This window comes from Paenibacillus paeoniae (assembly GCF_003388735.1).
Classification (GTDB): domain Bacteria; phylum Bacillota; class Bacilli; order Paenibacillales; family Paenibacillaceae; genus Pristimantibacillus; species Pristimantibacillus paeoniae.
The window spans coordinates 69763-93643 of record NZ_QUBQ01000003.1; the positions used below are offsets into that span (position 1 = coordinate 69763).

The window sequence follows — 23881 nt, forward strand, 5'->3', positions numbered from 1 at the left end:
CTCTAAAATAGATTTTAGAGAAGCCTCCGGGTCAATCTAGTCTATTTTAGGGGGTGTTTTGTGTTGGCAGTGAAAGGACAGAAGGTACAACGTTACTGACATGAGGGACAAATAGCTAGACATAAAATTATATGTAAAGTATTGGGGCAGATCGAGAACAGCTTATGAGGAGGAATAGAATGATAAAGTTAAATCCTTCCATGCGTCTGAAGGTGAAACGGGATACGTTTTTTCTCCCTGATTCGAGCGGTGTGTATTTCCGTAACAATGTAAGCTCGTTCCGCATGGAAGGTGTAGCGATCGATCGGTGGATTGAAAAGCTGATACCCATATTCAACGGGGAGCATAGATTGGGGGATTTAACAGACGGATTGCCAGAGCAGCACCGGAACCAGGTATACAACATTGCAGAAGTTCTGTATCGCAACGGCTATGCTCGGGATGTGAGCCAAGATGCACCACATCAATTACCGGAAGAGGTTCTCAAAAGATATGCTTCTCAAATTGAATTTTTGGATCATTTCGGAGATTCGGGTGCGTACAGGTTTCAATTCTATCGTCAAGCTAGCGTATTGTTGGTCGGCTCAGGCCCATTTTTGATATCGGCGATTTCTGCGCTGCTTGAATCCGGGCTGCCCAAGTTTTATGTTCTGGTCTCGGGCCCGGATTCTACTGATCGGCAACGAATCGCGGACTTGGCAGCACATGCCCGTAAGTCGGATTCCGAGGTGGCTGTTGTGGAAGTTACCTTGCAAAAGGAGGAGGAGAGTGGCTGGCGGGAAATTGTAAGGTCGTTTGATTCGATATTGTTCGTGTCGCGAGAGGACGATATCGAGGGACTTCTCGCTCTTCATGCCGCTTGCAGGGAAGAGAAAAAGGTATTTCTTTCTGCTGTAATCGTGCAGCAATCCGGTGTGGCGGGACCGCTAGTGCATCCGGACGCTGAGGGATGCTGGGAGTCGGCATGGCGCCGCATACACCAATCGGCGATTTCTAAAGACCCACAATTGCATGTCTTTTCTTCTACAGCGGGAGCGCTATTGGCTAATGTGACTGTGTTTGAATTATTTAAAAAGTTGACGGGAGCGGACGATTCGGAACAAAACAATCGATTTTATCTATTGGATCTGGAGACTCTGGAAGGAAAGTGGCATTCGTTCCTGCCTCATCCGCTTGTTACCGGACTGCACACGCCCCAATGGATTCATGATTTGGACCGAAAGCTTGAACGGAGATCGGACCAAAGTGAGAACGGATTAATTCCTTACTTTATCCGACTGACATCCGCGGAATCAGGGATTTTTCATGTTTGGGAGGAGGGGGATTTAAAGCAGCTGCCGCTAGCTCAATGTCGCGTTCAGGCAATCGATCCGCTAACGGAAGGGCCGGCCGGTCTGCTTCCGAAGATTATCTGTACCGATCTGACGCATGAGGAGGCACGGCGGGAAGCGGGATTAGCCGGGATCGAAGCCTATGTATCGAGAATAGCCGGTCTGTCCGTATCTATGCTGTCCCCTCATCAGGAAGTAAAGGTCAGCAGTATAGAAACGAAGGAGTTTATTGGCATAGGAGCAGGAGAAACGGTTGCGGAAGGGATTGGCCGAGGGCTGCAAAGGTGTTTGGACAAAGAGCTGGCCATACGGCAGGCGCCTCAGTTATCTGTTGTCTCCCAGGTACAGTTAGGTAGGGTAGATGACCAGCACTGCTCTTATTATCTGCAGGCATTGACGACCGTGAAGGGAGAGCCGCTCATTGCCTTGGGAGAGGAAGTGTTCGGATTTCCTGTGATATGGATCGGAATGAGGGATGGCTGGTATGGACATGCAGGCTTAAATGTGACATTAGCTTTGCGGAAGGCATTGCAACAAGCTCTGCTAGCTGCACAAAACCAACCGGATTGCCTCAACTCGCAAGCATTAGTGTGTTCATCCGTACATCTGGAAGAGCAGGTGCCGTTAAGACTAATCGAGATCCCTGCCTGTGATGAGTCACAACAAGAGGTGCTTCAGTCCGCCTTTCAAGTGCTCAATCGGAACAGTATGAGGCTCTTGGCTCTCGATCTGGCAATTGAACCGTTTTTGAAAGAAGAAATAGCAGGGGTATTTGGTGTGGTGCTGCGAGAGGAGGAATCGCGGTGAGCGCTATGATTGCGATTGTGGGAGAAGGAGTGTTGGCAGACTGCGTGTATGGGGAGCTGTCAGCCCAATTTGAGGTTGTTCGCCAGATTGATTTCGAGGCAGGAGTACCTGAAGCGGTGGATTTGGTGCTAGTGCTGCACGATGCTTGGTATCCTTACGTTCATCAAAAGGCGGAAGAGACACTGCAGCCGGCCGGCGTCCCTTGGCTGCGCGGTTTCGTTTCGTTTGGTGAAGGCGTGGTCGGACCGTTAGTTAGTCCGGGTACACCAGGCTGCTCCCAGTGTGCAGACACGCGGCGCATCATGGCGGGACGTGAACGCAAAGAGATGAGGGGGCTGCAGCAGAGGCTGGCAACGCATGGGGGAATTTCGCGTGATGCATGGGCGTCACGTACAGGGCTTTTCCAGGTCACTCACTTGCTGGCAGAAGAGACACGAAGGGTATTGCTAGGTAGAACGGCTCAATCGGCAGGGAAAACTTTTTTGATCAATATGAAAACGCTGGAGAGCACTCTTCACCTCATTCTCCCTGACCCGCTATGCCCGTTTTGTAGTCAATTATCTGATGATTCATCTACAGCTGCCCATATTTCGCTGCAACCAAGCCCTAAGATTAGCGCAGACAGTTACCGCTGTCGCTCCATCGATGAGTTGAGTAAAGTGTTGGCCAAAGACTACATGGATTACCGAACTGGCTTTTTGAATTTTAAAATGGCTAATCTTAAGTCGCTATTTGCCGATGTGAGTGTGAATTTGCCGTTATTCAGAGAGGATGTGGGAACGGCCGGCCGGTCTCATTCTTATGCGGCGAGTGAGTTGACCGCTATATTGGAGGGGCTCGAGCGGTACTGCGGTTTGGCCCCCCGAAGCAAACGGACGATAGTCCATGGCAGCTACCGCAGCCTACAAGATCAAGCACTCGACCCTGTTACAGTAGGGGTGCATACAGAGGAGCAATATGCCCAGCCGGGGGCTTCGATCACCGCGTTTGATCCCGATCAGCCGATCAATTGGGTATGGGGTTATTCGTTTTTGCAAGAGCGTCCAATCTTGGTTCCAGAGCAGCTTGCCTATTACAGTATGGGCTGCGGGCACAACTTCGTGTTTGAAACGTCCAACGGTTGCGCGTTAGGCGGGAGTTTGGAGGAGGCTGTTTTTTACGGCATATTGGAAGTGGTGGAGCGGGATTCGTTCCTGATGACCTGGTATGGGCAGCTGCCACTCCCGCGCCTTGACCTCAATTCAGCTAATGACCCAGAATTGCGATTGATGATCGACCGTTTGCAGGCAGTGGCAGGGTTTGAAGTGCATTTCTTTAACTCGACAATGGAGAATGGGATTCCAAGTGTATGGGGAGTAGCGAATAACAGGAAGCAAACAGGAGTGAATCTTATCTGTGCGGCCGGAGCTCATCCGGATCCGGTACGGGCCGTGAAGGGGGCGGTTCTCGAGCTGGCCGGCATGATGCAGTCGCTTGACGAGAAATTGGATGCGAACCGCGAGTCGTATGTTCGAATGTTCCATGATTCATCCCTGGTGCAGCAGATGGAGGATCATTCCCTGCTTTACGGATTGCCGCAAGCGCAGGAGCGTCTAAACTTTCTGCTGGATGACAATCGCCCAGTACGAACGTTTGAAGAGGAATTCGAGCGGGGAGCAAGGCATAGTGATTTGACGAATGACCTGAAGGACATTCTTCATACATTCCGCCGACTTCATCTCGATGTGATCGTGGTAGATGTAACAGCGCCAGAAATTCAACGAAATGGTCTGCATTGTGTGAAAGTGCTGATCCCTGGGATGCTGCCGATGACATTTGGACACCAGTTTACCCGCCTGGCAGGGCTTGAGCGAGTGCTCCGGGTACCTGCGGAGCTTGGGTACGTGAAGGAACCGCTTGAGCTAGATGATCTCAATCCATATCCGCATCCGTTTCCATAAGCATAAAGATGTGGCGTAGTTGACCACCCTCGTTCATATAAGGAGGGACAAAGGATGAGTCTGGAAGTCTTTTTGTACAATCTGCATTACGATATTGATAAGACCAAACCGTCAGGCATGGCGGTGGATTGGGAAGACGGGCCGCTTGCCTATAAGCTCTATCGCGGTTTGCCTGTGGTTCCGCTATCTCCGGAAGTACCGCTGACGCTCGAAGGCAGTGAAGCGAAGCTGTTGCCCGACCTTCGCCAGATGGGTCATTTTCTCTGGCACGTATTCGGGCTCACTCAATTGTCCCAGGCAGTCCTTGCCTCGAATTCCATGATGCAATCCATGGGCCTGCTTCAGCTGTACCGGCGGTTTGCTCCTTCTGGGGGAGCATTATATCCGAATGAATTATATGTATATCTAAAAATAGAAGATTTGCCTGCGGGGGTCTATCATTATGATGTGGCGCATCATCGTTTGGTGTTGCTGCGAGAAGGCGACTTCGATTCCTATTTGGCACAGGTTCTTGGTAATCGCTATGACGAGTCGGCTTGCTTTGGCGCTGTATTTGTATCGAGTATGTTTTGGAAAAACTTTTTTAAATACAATAACTTTTCCTACCGCCTGCAAGGGCTTGATGCGGGTGCGCTGATCGGGCAGCTCTTGGAAGTGGCCAAACGGTTCGGCTTTGCATCGGGGGTATATTTCCGGTTTCTTGATCGAGCCGTGAATCATCTTCTCGGGGTATCCGAACAAGAGGAGAGCGTGTATGCGGTTATTCCGCTGTCGCTGGATCCAGGGATTTATCGGGTTGCGAATTCGGATGAGAGTGAGGAGATGGTCTCCGCTACCGAATTATGCCGAAGGCTGAAGGCGGTTCAGCATGACCATTATGTCCGGTCCCGGAGGGTCAAGGAATTTCCGATGCTCATTAGAATGAACGAGGCTTCCCTGCTCGAATCACTTCCGTCGATACCGCGCATTAGGGAAGAGAAGATCGTTCACGGCGAGGATTCAGTAGTAGCTCTGCCCCGCATGAAGCGGTTGGTGTATGATCTGGCGTCTGTGAGCCGAAAGCGGTATTCGCCGGACAGTGATTTTATGATGAGCAAGGTAAGCCAAGAGCAGCTGGCCTTACTATTGCAGGAGACGACGGCTTCCTTCAAGTATTGGAATGATATAGATGGAGGCGATGAGAACTCCGTTCCCCGCGTCTCACTATACGTATGTTTGTATAATGTGGATGGTATTCCAGCAGGTGCTTACCATTATGACAGTGCCGCGCATGCATTACGATTGATACGTAATGGGGATTATCGGCTCCAATTGCAGCGGGGAATGCCTTCAGATAATGTGAACCTGTTCCAAGTGCCGTTATGCTTTCATATAGCGGGGAGCAGGGATCATCTTACATCAACGATGGGGTACAGGGGATACCGCATCCAGCAGATGGAAGCAGGGATGCTGGTACAGCGATTGCTGTTAACAGCATCAACTATCGGGTTAGGCGGGCATCCGCTCCTCGGATTTGACGCCCGATTATGTGATGAAATCTACAAGATGAATTCGCAAGGATTAACCAGCCTAATTCAAGTCCCGGTAGGATCCTATCGTCATAGTCCTCGTTTAACGGGAGGGTTGCATGGCTAGAAGAGCATGGGCAATGCTTCTGTGAATAGGATAGTCGTTAAGTGACTGATGAGCACTGTTTCTCTCATTCTGAGGAGAGGCGCAGTGCTCATACTTCCCGAAAGGTTCGCCCTTTCCTTGCCATAACGAAAAGCACGTTTATAGCTTCATCGGTAAAATGGGCTTTTTTAAGCTTAAATTTACTTATTTACTTCCGATCACAACTGTTATCACCATGATCATCGTCATCATAGCGGTCATAATCAACCAAGAGGACTTTAGCATTCGCCGCATGAATCTCTACTTCAATGCCTTCGCTTGTTCTCAGCTTGATTTCATGCTTCTGAATGCCATCATCCCGTTCGAGAATTATTTCTCTGTTTCCTCTTGGGATAACAGCTTATCGCTGCTTAATCGCGAGATAGCAAAAAGCAGGATCCTCCTATTAATTACCTGATAGTTGAGTGAGTTGTTCAGTATTTAGTGGGTCGCGAGACATCTCGCCTCCATCATGTAAATCCACTACCGCATGAGGCAGTGGATTTTTTCTGTTTCCTCCATTACATAGCCAGAACCTTATGGAATATTTAGTAAACTAAACTAATGTATAAAGGAAAATGTTTGTATGATACGATGTGTTAAAAAAGAAAGTATCGTATGAATAACGTTATTTAGTGTCCACTTTCTTGACATAGGTTCAGTTACGGCATTGCACGCAATATGCACCGCAAGCTGTTCAAATGGACTTACTTCTATTTGGTAAGCGGCATGTTTATTCCTTTCAACATTATTATGCTTCCGCTGATCAAGCTGCTTTACGCTACAGGCTTGAATAGCTATGTCGGGCTGATTCTTGGTTACGTGTTTTATGGGCTTCCCGCTAATGTATTTTTGACGGTAGGGTATTTGCATTCTGTGCCAAGAGAGCTGGAGGAGTCTGCTGTTATTGACGGCGCAACGGTTTGGCAGACCTTCTGGAGAGTTATTTTTCCATTAATGAAACCCATTAATGCGACTATTACTATCTTTACGATGCTGAATGCTTGGAACGACTTCATGCTGCCGATGCTTCTAATTCGAGATAAGAGCCTCATGACTTTGCCGCTTATCCAGTACGCTTTCCAAGGCCAATATAACACCGATTACGGACTGGCCTTTGCGTCGTATTTGATGGCTTTGCTGCCTGCAGTTATTTTCTTCCTCTTTGCCCAACGGTGGATTGTTAGCGGCTTAGTATCCGGCGCAGTTAAAAGTTAGTAACGAGGGGGAACGATTATGAGATTATACAATAAAGCGATCGTAGATTCATTACAGACGTAGCAGGAAGAAGTGAATGGTAGTGGCACGGCAAGTTTCCTAACGGCTTTAATGATGGTTACAATGCTCTTCAGCATATCTACGACCATGCTGAAGAGTACGGCATCGATAGGAACAAAATTGCAGTCGGCGGCGATAGTGCAGGCGCAAATTTGACGGCAGCGATCGCAGTTAAAGACAGAGATCAAGGAATGAATAAGGTTGCGCTTCAGATCCTAATTTATCCTTGTGTGTCCTTCTTCACGAAAGGAGTGAGACTAAACAACGAAGAAGCGAACGGGTTTGTAATTGCAGATGAGCAGAAACAGACGATAGATCGCATATTGAGTGCAGGCAGCCCATCCGAGGATCAAGAGGATGAACCGATACTGGCGATGTTCGGTGATTTGTATTTTGATGACCGAGGGGATGCAGAAAGCCCTTATGCCAGCCCGATGCTTGCTGACAGCAAAGGTCTTCCGAGAGCACTTTGTGTCAGTGCGGAGTTCGATCGTCTTCGTTTCCAGACGGAGTCTTACGGTAAGAAGCTTAATGAGGCTGGGGTGTCAGTAAAAACGATCCGTTACCAAGGCTGTGTGCATGCTTTCTTTGACCGATTAGGTTTTGTGCCACAGGCTGAGGATCTTTGTATCGAAATCACAAATGCAATTAAGACTATGTAAGATGTTTCGTTTCCTTATTGTATAATCATCGTACTGCGGCGAATTGTGGTTTTGCACAGCCACAGTTCGTCTCCACCGAACACCATCCGCATGAGGAGGGTGTTTTTGCTTTATCTTTTTAGACGAATTTGGTGGAATGTATATACTTAATAAAAGTTATTACAGTTATAAGGTGTAACTGATGGAGTGTGGATTATACTTATAGAGAGGAGAATAACAATGAATGGTGTGGTCAAGGTGACAAAGAATAAACCGAATGTGATGCGATATGCGCGTAAAATAGGTCGAATGGGTAACAGTCTTGGAGTGAGCTTGCCAAAAACTTTGGCTGAAAAGCTGAGTGTTTCTCAAGGCGATGAGATTGAATTTGTTGAAAATGATCGCGGCGAAGTTGTCTTAAAAAAGGTTCGAAAAAATCAATTCCCCGATAATGTAAGGCCAGAAGTTCTTGAAGCGTTTTTTGACGTATTTGAAGAAGATGAAGGTATTCTTGAAGACTTAAGGGACCGATGAAATGAGTATATTCCTAACTAAAGAAGAGGTCATTTCAGCCCACTATTTCATGATGCGAAAAATGAACGACGCAGATCAGTCAGGAGTGAGATCACGGCTTGCTAGAATCTGCGGTACATAGACCGCAATAAAGTATATTTGGAGAAGATGCTTATCCTGACTTATTTGAAAAAGCTGCGGCTTTCCTAAAGTCTCTGGTGAAGAATCATTGCTTCCACAATGGTGATATACGTACAGCCTATTTGGTTACTAAATCATTCCTTATGATTAATGGTGAACATTTAAAGATGGAACGCGAATATGCTGTGGAGTTTATTGTAGATATCGCCAAAGGAATTCATTCAATAGATGCTACGGCAAGAATATTAAAACAGTTTCCGGCAGATAGATAATTCATAGGGCGTCTGCTAGGGTTACATCAAAACTGCAGCTACACCCGTAGAAAGCCGAATGGCGTGATCTTCGGATAGGGGGACAACCGCGCGCAGGGAATGAATAAGAGACTTCTCTGTGGAGCATCATGGACGAGCACGGTATTGAAATTTACCGCTAAGGTTTTCATTACTGAAATACTTCTTCAGCAAGATGGATCAGGATTTCAATAATCCCCTCGCCTCCACCATCATTAACCCGACCACATGGGGTCGGGTTTTTGCTATTTAGAGGCTGATTTTAATCCCATTAAGTCTGAAGAGGAAAGGGGTTCAACTGCGCGTAGGCAATGATGAGATGATGAGCATGGCATTGAAATCTACCTCAGCGCTTTGCTTCGGAATAGTTATTATCAGGTTTTCAATATCCCCTTGCATCTACTTAAAATAGAGGAAAGGTATTTATTGATAAGTTGACCGGTGCGGTTTTTGACAGGCTGCAGTACCAAGCTATGCGCTTACTGCTTAGAGCAGGAGAGCTGCTCTATTTAGATGCATTAGATCGATTAGGAAGGGGTTATGACGACGTTATTTCGAATGGCAGTACATCGCAAGAGATCTTGGATTTATTTAAATAAATTAGGAAATATGACTTTAGTAAAGTACTTGATGATCAGTTTCTTAGCCTATTGGTATTTTATCATACTTAATAATCGACCATACGGCCGTTGCCGCGTTTGGCGGCAGGCGGCAGCCCAAACGTAGCTTGATTTTTGAGTTTATTGATCTGATGAGGTTTTAATCCCAACCACTCGCCGACTTGATCGGCTGACTGGAAGCCGCCGTTGGCTTTGCGTTCTTGTAAGATTCGCTTGGCACCAACTATTCCGATACCCGGAAGCTCCTGTAACTGCTCTTCGGTTGCCTGATTAAAATCAACAGGTGTGTCGACGCCGTCGGCAACGGTCGTATCCCAAGTTTCTTGGAAAGGAGTGGCGGTTGACGCTGCGGGTGGAATAAAAAATTGATTCGTTGGCAGGGGCGGAGGCATAGGTGGAGGCTGAACAGACGGAGCGACCAACGCCGCCATCTCGGGCTGCTTTAAAAATTCGACCCACTCCGGCATACCTGATTTCCATACGTGAGCGGTCTCAGGACGTATTTGCCTAATTTGTACCAATTCCTGAATGATATTGATCTCAAATGGTCCATACTGCTGACCAGCAACTGCAACCATCCACTCTTCACTTTCAGGTTCGTCGTATTCGAGCACTCCTGCATCATAATCCAGTTTAATTTTTTGAAGAATAAGATTCTGAATGTCCTGTAACAATTGAAACGCGCGCTCTATGCGGTTTGGGACGTGAATGTAGTTATCTTGCCCTATTACTATCATGTGCATTCCAGTTTGTGAGATTTTATTTAGAGTGAAATTTCCCCAGCTTATATGTGCCTGATCGCGTTGTAAGCTATTCCGCCAATACAACCCGTTGTCAGTGATGGCCAGACCGCTTTTGCCGTTTCCAAAAAAAGAGGTGTCAATTAACGCAATGACATATACATCCCTGGGAATGGGAAAAGTGACGTAAGCATTTTCTAATCTATCTGGAGGAATATGCTCCTCTGCTACAAAATAGCCTCGTCCCAAATATTTCTTGCATATTTCAGTAAAATGTTCTGGATATAAATCGATACTCACTTTTAATCAACTCCTATATTTAACGTTAGCATAATGAATGTTCTATTAAAACCTCTTCACTTTCGATGTTTTTTGCTCCTTTGCATAAATCAGGCGAATTGTTGTTAACATCACATCGGTATCTGATATTGCTGGCTACTCTCTCGGTGTCATATCCGGCCATATGAATCGTGCGAATGAGATCATGCTCGCTCTTGAAGGAGGTGGGTACGATGAATAGTATGGCTGTAACCCATTGTCAAGTTTTGTTCCTCCATTACCAGTTTTAGTGTCAGTACAGTTGGAACCATAGAGAGACATCAGACTATTAGTTATATTTATTTGTCTGTGTCGAAGGACGGTCAGTTCTGCGTCATAGTATTTCGAGGTATAGACCGAATCGACGGTTTCCGCATCCAATAATTACTCTAACAGCTCGAGATCGTTCATGACCGCTTTGCCTTAATGCCTATAACCTCGGCTTTAATTTGACCGCCGCCGAAAAAATACACATGATTTTTTTCAACATGAGCCTCTCCTTATTTCTTTAAAGTTAGAGGTCGACGATCCTGCCCCGCGGAATGAATGCATCTATTTTAGGTTCATGGGTCTCCGATTACAGAGTTCGTTTTCTATTTTTCAATTTATTTCTCTTGCAGCGTTACCAGAAAGCACGATTGTCGCAAACGCTTTGTAAGAACTGTCCACTCTATGGAACGACTCTTCGAAAATGTATCGAACAAAGAGGTTATGACCGCTAGTTTTACCTCGGCGCCTACATAGCCCTCTGTTCGGTTTTGTTTTCTCCTACATCTATGTTAGGAGACTGCCGAAGATCTGACTTGAGTCTCCTCAAAATTATAAACGATCACAACATTATAGTTGTATTCGATAATAAAGGAAAATTCCCTCTATTAATCGACTTTATTCTGAGGTATCACTACTGATCAAAACCCAAGACGTCTGGGTGATTTTGAATTGGATGATACTATGGGAAATTGGATATTCTCATGATGTTGGTTTTAATTATTCAGGTTATATTGTATTAGATGAACCTGCTTTCATTGGAGATTAGCCAAGGTGTTTGGGGAAAAGGCGCTATAAAGGTGATGAAAAATTTATTCCATTCAATAACACCATCTCGATGTGATCATGATAAATATAAATAGCGCCAAAAATGATCTCAATCCATATCCGCATCCGTTTCCTAAGCACAAAAATGCGTTATGGTTGACCACCCTCGTTTATGAGGGATAAGGATGAGTCTGGAAGCATTATTGCAGAATCGGCATTGTGACATTGCTAAGACCAAACCGCCGTTGAAGCCCGATCATCATCGAATGGATTATTTCCTCTGGCAACGTATTTGGTCTCTCGATTGTCCAAGTCATTCCTTGCCTTGAATTCTATGATGCAAACCATGGACCTGCTTTAGCTGTATCGGCGGTTTGCACTTGCCGGGGGAGCGTTATATCCGCTAAAAATAGAAGATTTGCTTGCGGCTCTTGATAATCAGCTGCGTGGCGTGATCTTCGGATAGAGGTTCCTTAAACTGTTTTTTTATAGGGTTCAATTAGATAGGAAGTATTAAATGTGAGAATACAACAAGACTGGTTATACATAAACGCTACCCTTTCATTGTTCTTCGATCTTTTGGTAAAATGAAGAATAATTCATCCTAGCAGTCTTGAATGCAGCTAGATTATGGATGATTCTTTTACAAGCAGGTGAACAATGATGAGCGAGGTTTCAAAGGTTCCGATTCACAAGCAGATTACCGATGTTTTTCGTATTCTTGCTTTTTCGTACCGGGAAATACTTGTTTTTGAACTTCTATATAAGACGTTAACGTTATTTGTTTTTATTCCGGCCATTTCATCCATATTTCGTGGGTTTCTCCGCTTAGGTGGATTTGCCGGAGCTACTAATTACGAACTGCTGCAATTTGCAATGAGCAAGTATGGCTTGATATGCATGCTGATTCTAATTCCTATCGCCACGGTGCTGATTTTTTTAGAGTTTTCAGTTCTCATTATTCTTTCGTATTACGGTCAAAAAAGGCAGCGAATCGGACTTGTTCCGGCGTTTTTGCAGTCGCTTTCCTATCTGCCGTCCCTGTTCAAATATGGATTTTTAGGGATGGCGATCTATTTGCTGCTGTTTCTTCCGTTAGGGGCGGGTTTCGGAGCTACGCTGCTGCCTTCATTGGACATTCCCAATTTCATCACGGGGGAGCTGGTCAAAACAAGCGGAGGCACATTGCTGCTTATTGGCGTGCTCGGGGTTATGTTGTTCTTTAATATTCGCTGGACCTTCTTGCTTCAAATTGTGGTAATTGAAGGGGTATCCAGCTTTCGGAAGGCGGCAAAAAAGAGTGCTGCGCTCCTTAAAAAAAGGTATATTCGCATAGTAGTGGTCATGCTGTCGGTGCTGCTATTATATCTGCTCTTCGTCATTCTGCTCATGGTCATCATAGTGGGCGCTGTTGGGCTTCTATACTTCCTATGGGAGCAGCAAACGGTATTTGCTGGCGTTGTGCGGGTAGTCGCTTTGAAGAGCCTGATCCTATCCTTCTATTTGGCGACATTATTTTTTATGCCGCTTTACTTGACCACGATTACGCGGTTATACATGGTGAAGGCGAACCCGGATCATGCCGTGCTGCAGCTTCCAGAACCAAAGAATCAGGAAGAACGTACTTTCAAGAATCAGAATCAAGGAATGCTGCAGAGGCATAAAAAGGGGCTAATCGTACTTGGCTCCGTTACTGTATTTGCAGTGATCATTGCTGTACTGCCAATTATCGGTGAAGAGCAGATCGCTGATCATAAAGCTGAGATTATGGCCCATAGGGGATACATTTCTAAGGGACCTGAGAATACAATCGAAGCCATACAGGGCGCTATTGAGGCAGGGGCAGATTATGTGGAAATTGACGTATTGGAAACCAAGGATGGGGACCTTGCTGTCATACATGATACGAACTTGAAGCGACTGACAGGTGTCCAGGCACAGGTGTATGATCTGACAATGGATGAATTGCGAAGGCTGGAAGTGAAGCAGGGTAATTTCACAGGACGAATTAGTAGTCTGGCAGAAGTGATGGATATGGCTAGAGGCAAAATAAAGCTAAACATTGAAATCAAAACACATGGCATGGAAAAAAATCTCGTGGATACATTCATTCGGATTGTACAGGATAATTATTTTGAAAATGATTGTATTGTGCAGTCGCTGGATTATGAAATCGTGCAGCAAGTCAAATCTGCGGCTCCCGAGCTTCAGGTGGGGTACATTGTGTTCGCTGGTGTCCCTGATATGGAGCGGATTCGTGCCGATTTTGTTGTTATGGAAGAATATATGGTTAAACAATCGGTCATCGATTCAGCTAAACGGCATCACAAGCCTATCTATGTGTGGACAGTAAATAACAAAGATAACATGAGACGATTTTTCAGCATGGGTGTCGACGGTATCATAACCGATTATCCTGAGGATGCGTTCTCTATTGAAGAAGAGCTTAGAACGGGACCGCTGTCGGCGTTGACCCATTGGCTTATGAATTTGGATTTTTGATTAAAAGGTATCGTCATTAACCCGACCACATGAGGTCGGGTTTTTGTTGCTTAGGCAATCCTCTTCGAATCGACAGAGTATTTTATTTTTCGACATTATTGATCAATATTACCAATCTGTTTATAGTAGTAGGAAGATGGTTTTATTTCCCTATAAAAATGGATCCAAATACATAAGTCGAGAGAAGGAATCTTGTGGCACTAATCGGTATTGATTTGGGCACTTCAAACAGTTTAATTGCTTATTGGACAGAGGATGGTCCGAAGCTCATTCCGAATGCGCTAGGGAGCATGTTGACCCCATCCGTCATTAGCGTAGACGATAATGGGGAGATCATCGTGGGGCAAATTGCTAAGGAGCGCCTTATCACACATCCTCATTTGACGGCAGCAACATTCAAAAGATTCATGGGGACGGAGAAGCAATATCATCTCAAAAACTATGTTTTTTCGGCTGCGGAGCTTTCATCATTTGTATTGAGGTCGCTGAAGGCGGATGCGGAAGCTTTTCTTGGAGCAGAAGTGGCCGAGGCAGTCATAAGCGTTCCCGCTTATTTCAATGACGCACAGCGTAAAGCTACTAAATATGCTGCTGAGATTGCGGGTTTCAAAGTGGAGCGGCTCATTAGTGAGCCTACGGCGGCAGCTCTTTCTTACGGATTGCACGAAAGAAAGGACAACACGCAATTTTTGATATTCGACCTGGGTGGAGGAACGTTTGACGTATCGATACTTGAATATTTTGAAGGCATCATGGAAGTCAAATCGGTTGCAGGCGACAACTTTCTGGGCGGCGAGGATTTCACTGAATTGCTTGCCAGCTATTTTGTCGAGAATAGCGGAATCGTATTTGACAGCTTGGACAGCAAAGCCAAGTCGATTATTTTTAATCAGGCCGAACTATGCAAGAGGGATCTCGGCCTAGGTACGACAGGTAAGATGCGGTATGAAACGCCAGAACAAACGTATGAAGTTGTTATCAGCTACCCGCTGTTCGAGAAAATCGCTGCTTCGTTAATTATGCGATTAAGAAATCCAATTGAACGGGCGCTAAGCGATGCCTCACTGACACCCAAAGATTTGGACACGGTTATATTAATCGGCGGCGCTACCCGGATGCAACTGATCAAGTCGGTGGTAGGCAAAATGTTCGGACTCTTCCCGTTCTCAAACATAAATCCTGACGAAGCTGTTGCGCTGGGAGCGGCGATTCAAGCGGCACTGAAAAAGCGTGACCAGGCGCTGAACGAGATGATTTTAACGGATGTCTGCCCCTATACATTGGGTATCGAAACTACCAAAAAAATTGGAGAGCCCGATCACTATGAGGCTGGGTACTTCTCTCCAATCATTGAACGAAATAATCCGATTCCGATCAGCAGAGTCGAACGGTATAGCACCATAAACGATTATCAGGAAACGATTCATCTGGAAATATTCCAGGGAGAGAGTATGCGAGTAGCTAACAACTTGTTATTAGGGGAAATGGACATCGCGGTCCCGCGCATGCAAAGAGGGGAGGCCTACATTGATGTGCGATTCACCTATGATATTAACGGCATTTTAGAAGTAGAGGTCACTTCAGTATTATCCGGCGTTACCAAAACGCTCGTGATCGAAAAAAATGCGGAGAAAATGTCTCCTGAAATATTAGCCGCACGGCTTGGCGCATTGAAGGATATTAAAATTCATCCTCGTGACCGGTCGGAAAACCGGTTGCTTCTTGCAAGAGCTGAACGGTTGTACGAGGAATCAATCGGCATGAAGCGGGAAATCATTGCGGACCATTTGGCGAAGTTCGATGGTATTCTTGCAGGGCAAGATCCGCGAAAAATTGCTCAGGCTGCTAAAGAGTTCAAAGCTTTTTTGGACGACATTGAACAGTTTCGCGGTTAATAAGTAGCTAAGATAAGGGTGGGCGCAAAATGGATTGCTGGGCAGTATTAGGAATTAATCAAACGGCAGATACAGCAGTAATCAGAAAAGCCTACAAGCAGCAGCTTCTCGTCTACCATCCTGAAGACGACCCCGCAGGCTATCAGAAAGTTAGAGCAGCGTATTCGGCAGCAATGAACGAAGCGAAGTTTCTGACTAAGGTGGATATAGAGAGAACAGAGGTTGAAGCTAAAATACAAGCTGACGAGGATACACAAGCTGGAGTGTATATACAAACGGAAGCCAATACACAAACAGAAACGTATACACGAGTTACAATGTATACACAAGCCGAAGCGAATACAACTGAAGCTCCTTCGGACGCGGATAATCGAAGCTACCGTCGACTGTTCGTGACCGAGAGCGTTGGCTTTCAAGAAGATGATTCATCGCAAGATGGAGGACATGAGAACGAAGAACACCAAACCGTAACGCGCCATTTTTTTACCCAGCAAGAGCAAGTCCAGGATAAGACGAAGGCGGAAAATGACTTTATGGTGCGTCTGGAGAATCTTCTGAACGATCACGGGAGAAGAAATGACCCTGAGACTTGGAAGGCGCTGCTAAGCGACGATGTACTATGGGACATCCAATCAAAGTCGAGAATCGATGACTATATGTTGCGAGTGTTCTCACAACATTATAGCGGGCTGAACAATCATATTTGGGTAATCATCGAGTCTCATATAGGGCTATTTGATAAAATCAATAGAAAAATCGACGAGTACCCTGCCAGCTTTGTGGACACATATGCACTAGCGACTCAAAATATAGCTCCCCCTCAGAGATTGAAGCATATAAAAATATCAGAGGAGCAAATTATAAAGAAACCCGACGTCAATGGGTGGAGATATTGTTTTGGAATCCCGATTTTTGTAATTATACTGATATTTATTGGGAATGTTCTTTTATTGCCGTTGTATCTTCTTTCGGTATTGGTGCGGGGATTACTGCTCATATTCAGACGCAATTGGAAAATTATTATGTGGGAATATACATTCACTCATATCAATCGTTGGGGCAAACGGTATGACTACAAATATATCGATATTATCAAAATCGAACCGTACTCAGATGAAGTAGTCATTTATCTCAAAGGGAAGCGAATTATAATCAAGACTGAATCTCATGTAAATGTTCCTTATCTGCTTGCTAAGTTGAGCCGGTATTAGATTGCAAGGGTGATTGCGGCGAATCTTGGTTTTGTTAGACCACTATTCGCCTTCACCAAGAGCATCCACTGGTAACGCTCAATAGATAAAGATTGCTCATTATAAAGCTCCTGAGGGACAAGTAAGAGCTAAAGTATTTGTGCAGTATATAATACTTCATAAATGGGCTGGTGATCCAAATGAGTGAAAAATTTTGGTTAGCGGTACAGTATCCACTGAAAAGTGCAAAAGGCAGCCAGCGTGACCACTGGTTAAAAGATAAAGTAAGGGAATACGTAGAGCTCTCTCTAGCAGATGCTAACTTAGGCCATGTAGATGGCTTTGATATGGGAAAATGCATGTCTGATCCAAAAAAATATGCTCTTAATATATTCTGTGTCGTTACGGAAGAAGAACGGAGTATATCCTTGGTAAAGAGAGTCTTAAGAGAAAGCAGGCTTGATTATACTCGTATAAAAATAGCTACAATGCCTTATGGAATAGAAGCAGGAACGTATACTTTGAAATATGCTTATAGAAAGGGTGTTACTGATTTTTCGCTTTAGCTTGGTATTGTTGAGACGCGTAGTTACTCCCGTAAACAGCCGCAAGACGTGATCTTTGGAGACTTTTACATGACTCCACTCAACCTGTTAGAGAGTACCGCATGAGGTACTCTCTTTCTTTAAGTTCAAATATTCTCTAGAAAGACTTCTATTCCATTCGATACACTTCCATCAGGTGATAGACTAATCTCAGGTCGGTTGGGATTGGTGTTCAATTGTTTTTGCGGCGAACCCATTGATAGTCGCGTGGGGTGATTTTCGAACGGCAGTTCCAACATTCTCACCTCGACCATGTAAAGCCACAACCACATGTGAACTGCACCCCATTTGTTAGACACAACTAACAAGTAGGGTGTATTTTTGTGGGGAAGTTTTCTGAAGAGGAGAAGTATCAAGCTGTGCAAACCTATTTAGAAGGCAAAGAATCCTTCAGGGAGATAGGTGTACGTATCGGTGTAGATCATAAAGCTGTTGAAAAGTGGGTAGCCCTTTACCGAGTGAATGGCATGGAAGGTTTGGCCAAAAGATATGCAACCTACTCAAAAGCGTTTAAACTAGACGTACTGAATTTTATGAATGAGTCAGGGACGTCCATTTTAGAAACAGCTGCTAGGTTTAACATTCCTACACCTTCAACCATTCTGCAGTGGAAGAAGGTTCTTGAGCAGCGAGGTGAAGACGCCCTAATACCGAAGAAAAAGGGGCGTCCATCCATGAAGGAAGAACCGAAGAAAGCAACTCCAGTTGAAGGCTCTGTCGAAGCGTTACAAGCCGAATTAGAACGTCTACGTATGGAGAACGCCTACTTAAAAAAGTTGAATGCCTTCGTTCAAAGCAAGGAAAAATTACAAAGCAAGACAAAGCGCAAGTGATCTTTGAACTGAGGTTAGAATATCCTGTTACATCCTTGCTTGAGTTGGCTCAAATTCCGCGTAGCACATTCTATTACTGGGTTAGCACCTTTAAACGGCCTGACAAAGACGCAGCCTTAAAAGCTCGTATTACAGCGATTTATCACGAACACAAGGGCCGCTATGGGTATCGCCGTATTACAGATGTGTTGCACAATGAAGATGAGTGTGTAAACCATAAGAAGGTGCAACGCATCATGCAGGAGCTTGGCTTGAAATCCATTGTGCGTATGAAGAAATATCGTTCATATAAAGGGAATGTGGGTAAAATTGCGCCAAACATACTAGAGAGGAACTTCAGCGCATCAAAACCAAACGAAAAGTGGGTAACCGATATCACGGAGTTCAAGCTATTCGGAGAGAAGCTGTATCTATCGCCGATGCTCGATTTGTTTAACGGTGAAGTCATCACCTACACCGTGAATTCCCGCCCCGTCTACTCCCTTATTTCAAAGATGCTAGATCACGCGTTTGAAAGATTGGATAATCAAGATGGCCTTATTATCCATTCCGATCAGGGCTGGCATTATCAAATGCGTCAGTATCAGCAAGCTTTAAAGGAACATGGGGTCACACAGAGTATGTCACGCAAAGGAATCGGTTATGATCATGCCGTTATCGAAAGCTTCTTTGGTACGTTAAAGTCCGAATTCTTATACATACAGGAATTTGAAAGTGTTGAGCAATTTAAAACAGAATTAGATCAATATATCACGTACTACAATCACAAGCGGATTAAAGCAAAACCAAAGGGCGTGAGCCCGGTACAGTACCGGACTCACGCCCTGGAAGTCGCCTAATAATATAGTGTCTAACTTTTGGGGGTCACATCAGATCCGGTCGGGTTTTTGTTATTCAATCGTTCCCAATCTCCAATGGAAGGGAGAAAGGGCCAGGTAGATCTCTTTCTAGTTACTATGAGGTCGATATCCTTAAATTAAATTCCGGAACAGTGCCTCCAAATCCTTCACCTTAGCCAGTCCGTTGACAGAAACTCTTCCGTCGGTTGCCAGACGAACTTCAAGTCGGTTGGGGATGGTACTGAGCTGTTTTTCAAGATCACGATATCGATCCGTAAGAAAATGATATCTTTGATTAGAGGAGCCCACCCAAGGCCGACTGGTATCAAGAAGTTCTCTCTTGAACGGTCCATCGATCAGTAAATCTGTAACCGACAATAGTTCCAGTGTGTCTGGGTTTCCAGTTTTCAGCAATTCTTCGTACACGTAACCAGTGAAGGTCATCACTGAGAGACCGTTAGACTTTAATGCTCTCGCTAGTTTGGCCAACTCTCTGGCCTGAGCAAACGGTTCTCCGCCCAAAAATGTAATTCCTTCGACTTTGGGGCCGCTCAAAATTTTTTCGGCCAATTCTGGCACTTCGACAATGATTCCTCCATCTTTCGGCCAAGTAAATGGAACGGCGCAGCCCAGACAATGAATGGGACAACCCTGTACTTGCAAGCAAGCACGAGTCCCCGGTCCTTCGACCTTTGTAGAGGGTAAGAAACGATGTATACGAAGCGACATTCTTAATAGTCCACCATTCGACCACTGCCTTGTTTGGTAGCTGACGGCCTAAAAATGGTTTGTTTTTTGAGTTTATCGACTTGATGCGGCTTTAATCCTAGCCACTCCCCGACTTGCTCCGCAGATTGGAAGCCGCCGTTGACATCGCGTTCTTGCAATATTCGTTTGGCACCGACTATGCCGATACCCGGAAGCTCTTGCAAGTGTTCTTCGGTTGCCTGATTGAAATCAACAGGTGCTTCATCGTTGATACCCACAGTCGCAAGCAATGGGTCTTGGGAAGGATTAGCTACTGGCGATACAGGCGGAATAACAGGTTGAGCTGTTGGCAGAGGCGGAGGTGAAACAGATGGAGCGGCGAGAGCCGCCATTTCGGGCTGTTTCGAGAATTCGATCCAATCTGGCATACCTGGTTTCCATACGTGTGTGTTCTCAGGTCGGACTTGTTTTATTTGCACCATTTCCCGAATTACGCTGAGCTCAAACGGTCCATACTGCTGGCCGGCAACCGCGAGCATCCACTCCTCGTTTTCAGACGCATCTTCTGCATCGAACTTCATTTCTAACTCCGCTGCAATTCTTTCCCAATTATCATCATCCAAATCCAGATCAAAATCCAAATTTAATCCGGTTGAGCCTGTAAAAGAATCATGGATTTCCTCCAACAGTTGAACTACACGCTCAATTTGGAAAGAGCCGTTCGAGATGTAAAAGTAGTTATCGTAGCCAATTTCTACTTTTCGTTTTCCTTCTTGCCAGACAGACTCAGAGCTAAAATCATCCCAGCTAATATACGTTTTGGAGAATCCCGTTAAATTTCCATTCCGCCAAAACAGGCCTTTGTCTGTAATGGCGAGACCAGTCTTGCCGCTTCCAAGCAAGGTGGTGTCAATAAATGCAATGACGTATACATCTTTAGGCATAGGGAAGGCTGCGCGAGCATTCTCTAATCTTCGATTGGGAATATGCTCCTCCACGTAATAGCCTCTGCCTGAATATCGCCTGCAAATTTCAGAAATTCGTTCCCTTGAAAATGGGATCATTTTAATCAGCCCCTATGTTTAACGTAAGCACAATTGAATTGTCTTCCAAAACCTCTTCACTCTCGATAGCAATATTTTGTTCTGCTGTACGAGCTTTTAGTTTTTTGTATACAGCCTCTTGCAGGCAGCGCCTATAATCGGCATCTATATCGGACAAATATTCGAATACTTTGCGCAAATCAGGCGCATTGTGAATCTCAACCTGAAATGGATGGTCCCCCGATTGTCGGAAAGTTAAATGAGATTGTTCAACCTTGCACACAATCTCTGAACCACGGCGAGTCGGATTAATGCCGAGCTCCTTGAGCGTCTTAAATAAAAGCTCTCCGTCTCGAAAATTAGTTGGAAAAGCCGAAAGGGAATTATTGCGGGTTTCCGACAAAGTGCCTCGATCAATGATTTGCCTGCCAACCGCTTTGTTTAGATCATTTATGAAGACTTCGATTTTTTGCTTTGAATCAGACTTGCTGAAGACTGCAGTCCACTGTCCGTTTATATGCTCCCAGAAGAAATGAGATCTGCCAAAATCAAGATCGGTGATAATACTACCAGCCAATTTCTCAGTATCATAGCCGGCTTTTCGAACTGTTCGAATGATCTCATGCTCATTGCTGAAAGAGGTGGGCACAGTAACTTGCATGGAAGTAACCCAATTGTCAAAGGTTTGTTTCCCCATAACCATTCTCAGTGTTAGCGCTGCTGGAACCATGGAGAGAGATACAGACACTAGATCGCCTCCTTTAGTTGTTCTTAATCGTATTGATGTGCCGATGCTGAAGGACAGTCTGTTCGGTTTCATAATATTCCGAAGTATAGGTTGAATCGATGGCATCCGCATCCAATAACTGCTCTAAAAGTTCGATGTAGTCCATGCAAGCTTTTCCTTTGACACCGATTACTTCGGCTGAAATTTGACCATCGGCGAATATCTGTACTCGAATTTGTTTTTTCGACATGGGACAACTCCCTTATTCCTTCAAATTAGAAGTCGACAGTTCTTCCGCCGCGTGTGGCATGAATGTCTTCTATTTTAGGTTCCTGAGCCTCAGATCCCGGAACTTCTTTTCTATATTCGATGCGATCCACTTGTGGTGTTGCAGCAACCGCACGAACGTTAGCCCACTCGCGGATGGCATGAATTTGCTCGGCCTGCGTAATCGAAAGCGGTACGGTTGCCGCAAACGCTTTGTGAAAATCATCCAATCTAATGGCACGATTCTCAGAGAACGCCTCGAACAATGCGGTTATAACCGCTTGCTCTACTTCAGCGCCCACATAGCCCTCTGTGGACTCAGCCAACAATTCCAAAATTTCTTCGGTTAGCTTGAACTCCCCGATAACTTTTGGGTTCCCTAGCCGCTTGCCGATATGGAGACGGAAAATTTCTACTCGTTCCTTCTTCGTCGGCAGATCGACAAAAAAGATTTCATCAAATCTTCCTTTACGCATCAGTTCTGCCGGCAGCGCGTGAATGTTGTTTGCTGTAGCGATGACGAATACCGGCTTCGTTTTTTCCTGCATCCAAGTCAAGAAGGTACCAAAAATGCGACTTGAGGTGCCGCTGTCACCGTTGCTTGAGATGCCACTGAAACCTTTCTCGATCTCATCAATCCATAAAATCGAAGGTGAGATCGCTTCAGCTGTTTGGATTGCTTTCCGCATGTTTTCTTCGCTGCTGCCGACAAGGCCGCTGAATATTTGACCTAGGTCCAGACGCAGCAGCGGCAAATGCCACATCGCGCTAACCGCTTTGGCAATCAAGCTCTTGCCGCAGCCTGGTACTCCAGTGATAAGGACGCCTTTAGGTGCAGGCAAGCCATACTGTGCGGCAGAATCGAGCCAGGATTTATTGCGTTTCTGTAACCAACGTTTTAAGTTTTCCAGCCCGCCGACGTCTTCAATTTTAAGATCTGTTTTAACAAACTCGAGGATTTCCGACTTTTTAATAATTTGCCGCTTCTCCTCCAGAATGATATCGACGTCTCGTTTGTCCAAACGTCCGTCCTCCACCATAGCGCGGGCAAAGGCATTCTCCGCTTCATCCAAAGTAAGACCAAGCGCTGCTTTGGCCAGTCGTTCTTCGTCTTCTGGCAGCAGATCAAACGTGATTCTCTCATTTGCTTGGTTTGTTTGAATCATTTCATCAAGTATGTTTTTGATTTCACTAAAAGAAGGCAGATCGAAATCCACGATTGTAATTTGTTTTTGCAATTCAATAGGCAGTTGTAAGATAGGACTGACAATAATAACATTTTTGGGATTTGGGCTTTGCTTCAAAGCCGGAACTAGATCGCGAATTTTACGAATTACCTGTTGATCAGGAACTCTTCCTCCTATGCCGAAGTAAGCATGAAAATCTTTTAAAATAAATACGGCGGGTTGGTCGAATGACTCGATGAATTCCAAGCCTTTGAGTGGAGCTTTTGAATCCTCCCTGCCTTTTTGGCCGATCTCAGCCATCCCGTTTGTTACGCTCCATGTAAATACTTTGCGTTGCGTTTTGATCAGACTTTCATTCGTGGAGGCATCGTGGATTAATGATATAGCACGGTCCTCTTCCCATGTTGAAATGTATATAAATGAAAATCGGGCTCGCATCAAGTTAGATATGTGTGTCTTAAAAGCTAGGTTTGATGAGCTTTCCAATTAACTTCTCCTCCAAATCAAAAAACGATCACAATATCATTAGTTGTATTCGACAATTGAGGGAAATTTCCTCTTTTATTCGACTTTTTTTGGGAGTTTAAGACCATTTATTGTAAAAACAGCATACTGTTGCAGTCATAGAACTATACGAATTGAGGGTCTCATGGTTCTGAATATTTGGCGAAGTAAATCCACAACCAAATGAGGTTGTGGATTTTTGCTATTCAAGGATAACCCGCTCAATTATCGATAATAAGGATTATTTTGCGCAAAAAGTAGAGTTATAAGTTTA

The 23881-nt window shown here is 45.1% G+C and carries 17 protein-coding genes and 1 pseudogene; 12 read left to right on the top strand and 6 right to left on the bottom strand.

Annotation, left to right across the window (positions count from 1 at the left end; all coding sequences use genetic code 11):
- Nucleotides 1-179: 179 nt before the first annotated feature.
- The 7 genes and pseudogenes from DX130_RS16705 to DX130_RS26970 all read left to right on the top strand — a co-directional run bounded on the left by DX130_RS16705 (nt 180) and on the right by DX130_RS26970 (nt 8576).
- Nucleotides 180-2138: a putative thiazole-containing bacteriocin maturation protein gene (locus DX130_RS16705; protein ID WP_116047349.1), complete on the top strand. Its 1959-nt coding sequence runs from the start codon at nt 180-182 to the stop codon at nt 2136-2138.
- Entirely contained in the window at nt 2135-4078 is a 1944-nt protein-coding gene (locus DX130_RS16710) for a TOMM precursor leader peptide-binding protein (protein ID WP_116047351.1), read from the top strand. The genes DX130_RS16705 and DX130_RS16710 overlap by 4 nt, the downstream gene beginning before the upstream one ends.
- Nucleotides 4079-4132: 54 nt before the next feature.
- Nucleotides 4133-5713, top strand: a complete 1581-nt coding sequence (locus tag DX130_RS16715; protein ID WP_116047353.1) for a SagB family peptide dehydrogenase — start codon at nt 4133-4135, stop codon at nt 5711-5713.
- Between the two features lie 687 nt (nt 5714-6400).
- Nucleotides 6401-6949, top strand: a complete 549-nt coding sequence (locus DX130_RS16725) for a carbohydrate ABC transporter permease (protein ID WP_338068648.1) — start codon at nt 6401-6403, stop codon at nt 6947-6949.
- 104 nt (nt 6950-7053) lie between these two features.
- Nucleotides 7054-7671: pseudogene (locus tag DX130_RS16730) on the top strand (alpha/beta hydrolase); the annotation flags it as partial.
- 219 nt (nt 7672-7890) lie between these two features.
- Nucleotides 7891-8184: an AbrB/MazE/SpoVT family DNA-binding domain-containing protein gene (locus tag DX130_RS16735; protein WP_116047361.1), complete on the top strand. Its 294-nt coding sequence runs from the start codon at nt 7891-7893 to the stop codon at nt 8182-8184.
- A 197-nt stretch (nt 8185-8381) separates the two neighbouring features.
- Complete coding sequence (locus tag DX130_RS26970; RefSeq protein ID WP_240644550.1) at nt 8382-8576, top strand: hypothetical protein; 195 nt, start codon at nt 8382-8384, stop codon at nt 8574-8576.
- A gap of 685 nt (nt 8577-9261) precedes the next feature.
- On the opposite strand, the gene DX130_RS16745 is transcribed toward DX130_RS26970, so the two are convergent.
- Complete coding sequence (locus DX130_RS16745) at nt 9262-10254, bottom strand: helix-hairpin-helix domain-containing protein (RefSeq protein ID WP_116047363.1); 993 nt, start codon at nt 10252-10254, stop codon at nt 9262-9264.
- A 1713-nt stretch (nt 10255-11967) separates the two neighbouring features.
- Here DX130_RS16745 and DX130_RS16750 point away from each other — a divergent pair.
- From DX130_RS16750 to DX130_RS16770, 5 genes are all read left to right on the top strand, one after another.
- Nucleotides 11968-13809 carry a glycerophosphoryl diester phosphodiesterase membrane domain-containing protein gene (locus DX130_RS16750; RefSeq protein WP_116047365.1) on the top strand — a complete coding sequence of 614 codons (1842 nt, stop codon included), beginning with the start codon at nt 11968-11970 and terminating at the stop codon, nt 13807-13809.
- Between the two features lie 194 nt (nt 13810-14003).
- Nucleotides 14004-15704, top strand: a complete 1701-nt coding sequence (locus DX130_RS16755; RefSeq protein ID WP_116047367.1) for a molecular chaperone HscC — start codon at nt 14004-14006, stop codon at nt 15702-15704.
- Nucleotides 15705-15733: 29 nt separating this feature from the next.
- A complete protein-coding gene (locus tag DX130_RS16760; RefSeq protein ID WP_116047369.1) occupies nt 15734-16915 on the top strand; it encodes a J domain-containing protein in 1182 nt (393 codons plus the stop codon).
- Nucleotides 16916-17094: 179 nt separating this feature from the next.
- Entirely contained in the window at nt 17095-17460 is a 366-nt protein-coding gene (locus tag DX130_RS16765) for a hypothetical protein (protein WP_116047370.1), read from the top strand.
- 362 nt (nt 17461-17822) lie between these two features.
- Nucleotides 17823-19171 (top strand): IS3 family transposase gene (locus DX130_RS16770; RefSeq protein WP_116047372.1). Its coding sequence is split into 2 segments (ribosomal slippage): nt 17823-18267 and nt 18267-19171, totalling 1350 coding nucleotides; the frame shifts between segments, so codons are not numbered across the junction.
- 132 nt (nt 19172-19303) lie between these two features.
- Here DX130_RS16770 and DX130_RS16775 read toward each other — a convergent pair.
- From DX130_RS16775 to DX130_RS16795, 5 genes are all read right to left on the bottom strand, one after another.
- Nucleotides 19304-19900 (bottom strand): 4Fe-4S single cluster domain-containing protein, encoded by a 597-nt coding sequence (locus DX130_RS16775; protein WP_116047374.1) that lies wholly within the window; start codon nt 19898-19900, stop codon nt 19304-19306.
- A gap of 2 nt (nt 19901-19902) precedes the next feature.
- A complete protein-coding gene (locus tag DX130_RS16780) occupies nt 19903-20877 on the bottom strand; it encodes a helix-hairpin-helix domain-containing protein (protein WP_165861331.1) in 975 nt (324 codons plus the stop codon).
- Nucleotides 20878-20944: 67 nt separating this feature from the next.
- Nucleotides 20945-21670: a hypothetical protein gene (locus DX130_RS16785; RefSeq protein WP_133297942.1), complete on the bottom strand. Its 726-nt coding sequence runs from the start codon at nt 21668-21670 to the stop codon at nt 20945-20947.
- A gap of 13 nt (nt 21671-21683) precedes the next feature.
- Entirely contained in the window at nt 21684-21899 is a 216-nt protein-coding gene (locus DX130_RS16790) for a DUF2997 domain-containing protein (protein WP_116047379.1), read from the bottom strand.
- A 25-nt stretch (nt 21900-21924) separates the two neighbouring features.
- On the bottom strand, nt 21925-23403 hold the full coding sequence (locus DX130_RS16795; RefSeq protein WP_240644551.1) for an AAA family ATPase: 1479 nt from the start codon (nt 23401-23403) through the stop codon (nt 21925-21927).
- Between the last annotated feature and the right edge of the window lie 478 nt (nt 23404-23881).

Excerpts from the sequence above, each read along its gene's own strand:
- DX130_RS16705 (WP_116047349.1), top strand. The coding sequence starts at position 180 with ATGATAAAGTTAAATCCTTCCATGCGTCTGAAGGTGAAACGGGATACG.
- DX130_RS16715 (WP_116047353.1), top strand. The coding sequence starts at position 4,133 with ATGAGTCTGGAAGTCTTTTTGTACAATCTGCATTACGATATTGATAAG.
- DX130_RS16735 (WP_116047361.1), top strand. The coding sequence starts at position 7,891 with ATGAATGGTGTGGTCAAGGTGACAAAGAATAAACCGAATGTGATGCGA.
- DX130_RS16750 (WP_116047365.1), top strand. The coding sequence starts at position 11,968 with ATGATGAGCGAGGTTTCAAAGGTTCCGATTCACAAGCAGATTACCGAT.
- DX130_RS16760 (WP_116047369.1), top strand. The coding sequence starts at position 15,734 with ATGGATTGCTGGGCAGTATTAGGAATTAATCAAACGGCAGATACAGCA.
- DX130_RS16765 (WP_116047370.1), top strand. The coding sequence starts at position 17,095 with ATGAGTGAAAAATTTTGGTTAGCGGTACAGTATCCACTGAAAAGTGCA.
- DX130_RS16775 (WP_116047374.1), bottom strand. The coding sequence starts at position 19,900 with ATGTCGCTTCGTATACATCGTTTCTTACCCTCTACAAAGGTCGAAGGA.
- DX130_RS16790 (WP_116047379.1), bottom strand. The coding sequence starts at position 21,899 with ATGTCGAAAAAACAAATTCGAGTACAGATATTCGCCGATGGTCAAATT.
- DX130_RS16795 (WP_240644551.1), bottom strand. The coding sequence starts at position 23,403 with ATGGCTGAGATCGGCCAAAAAGGCAGGGAGGATTCAAAAGCTCCACTC.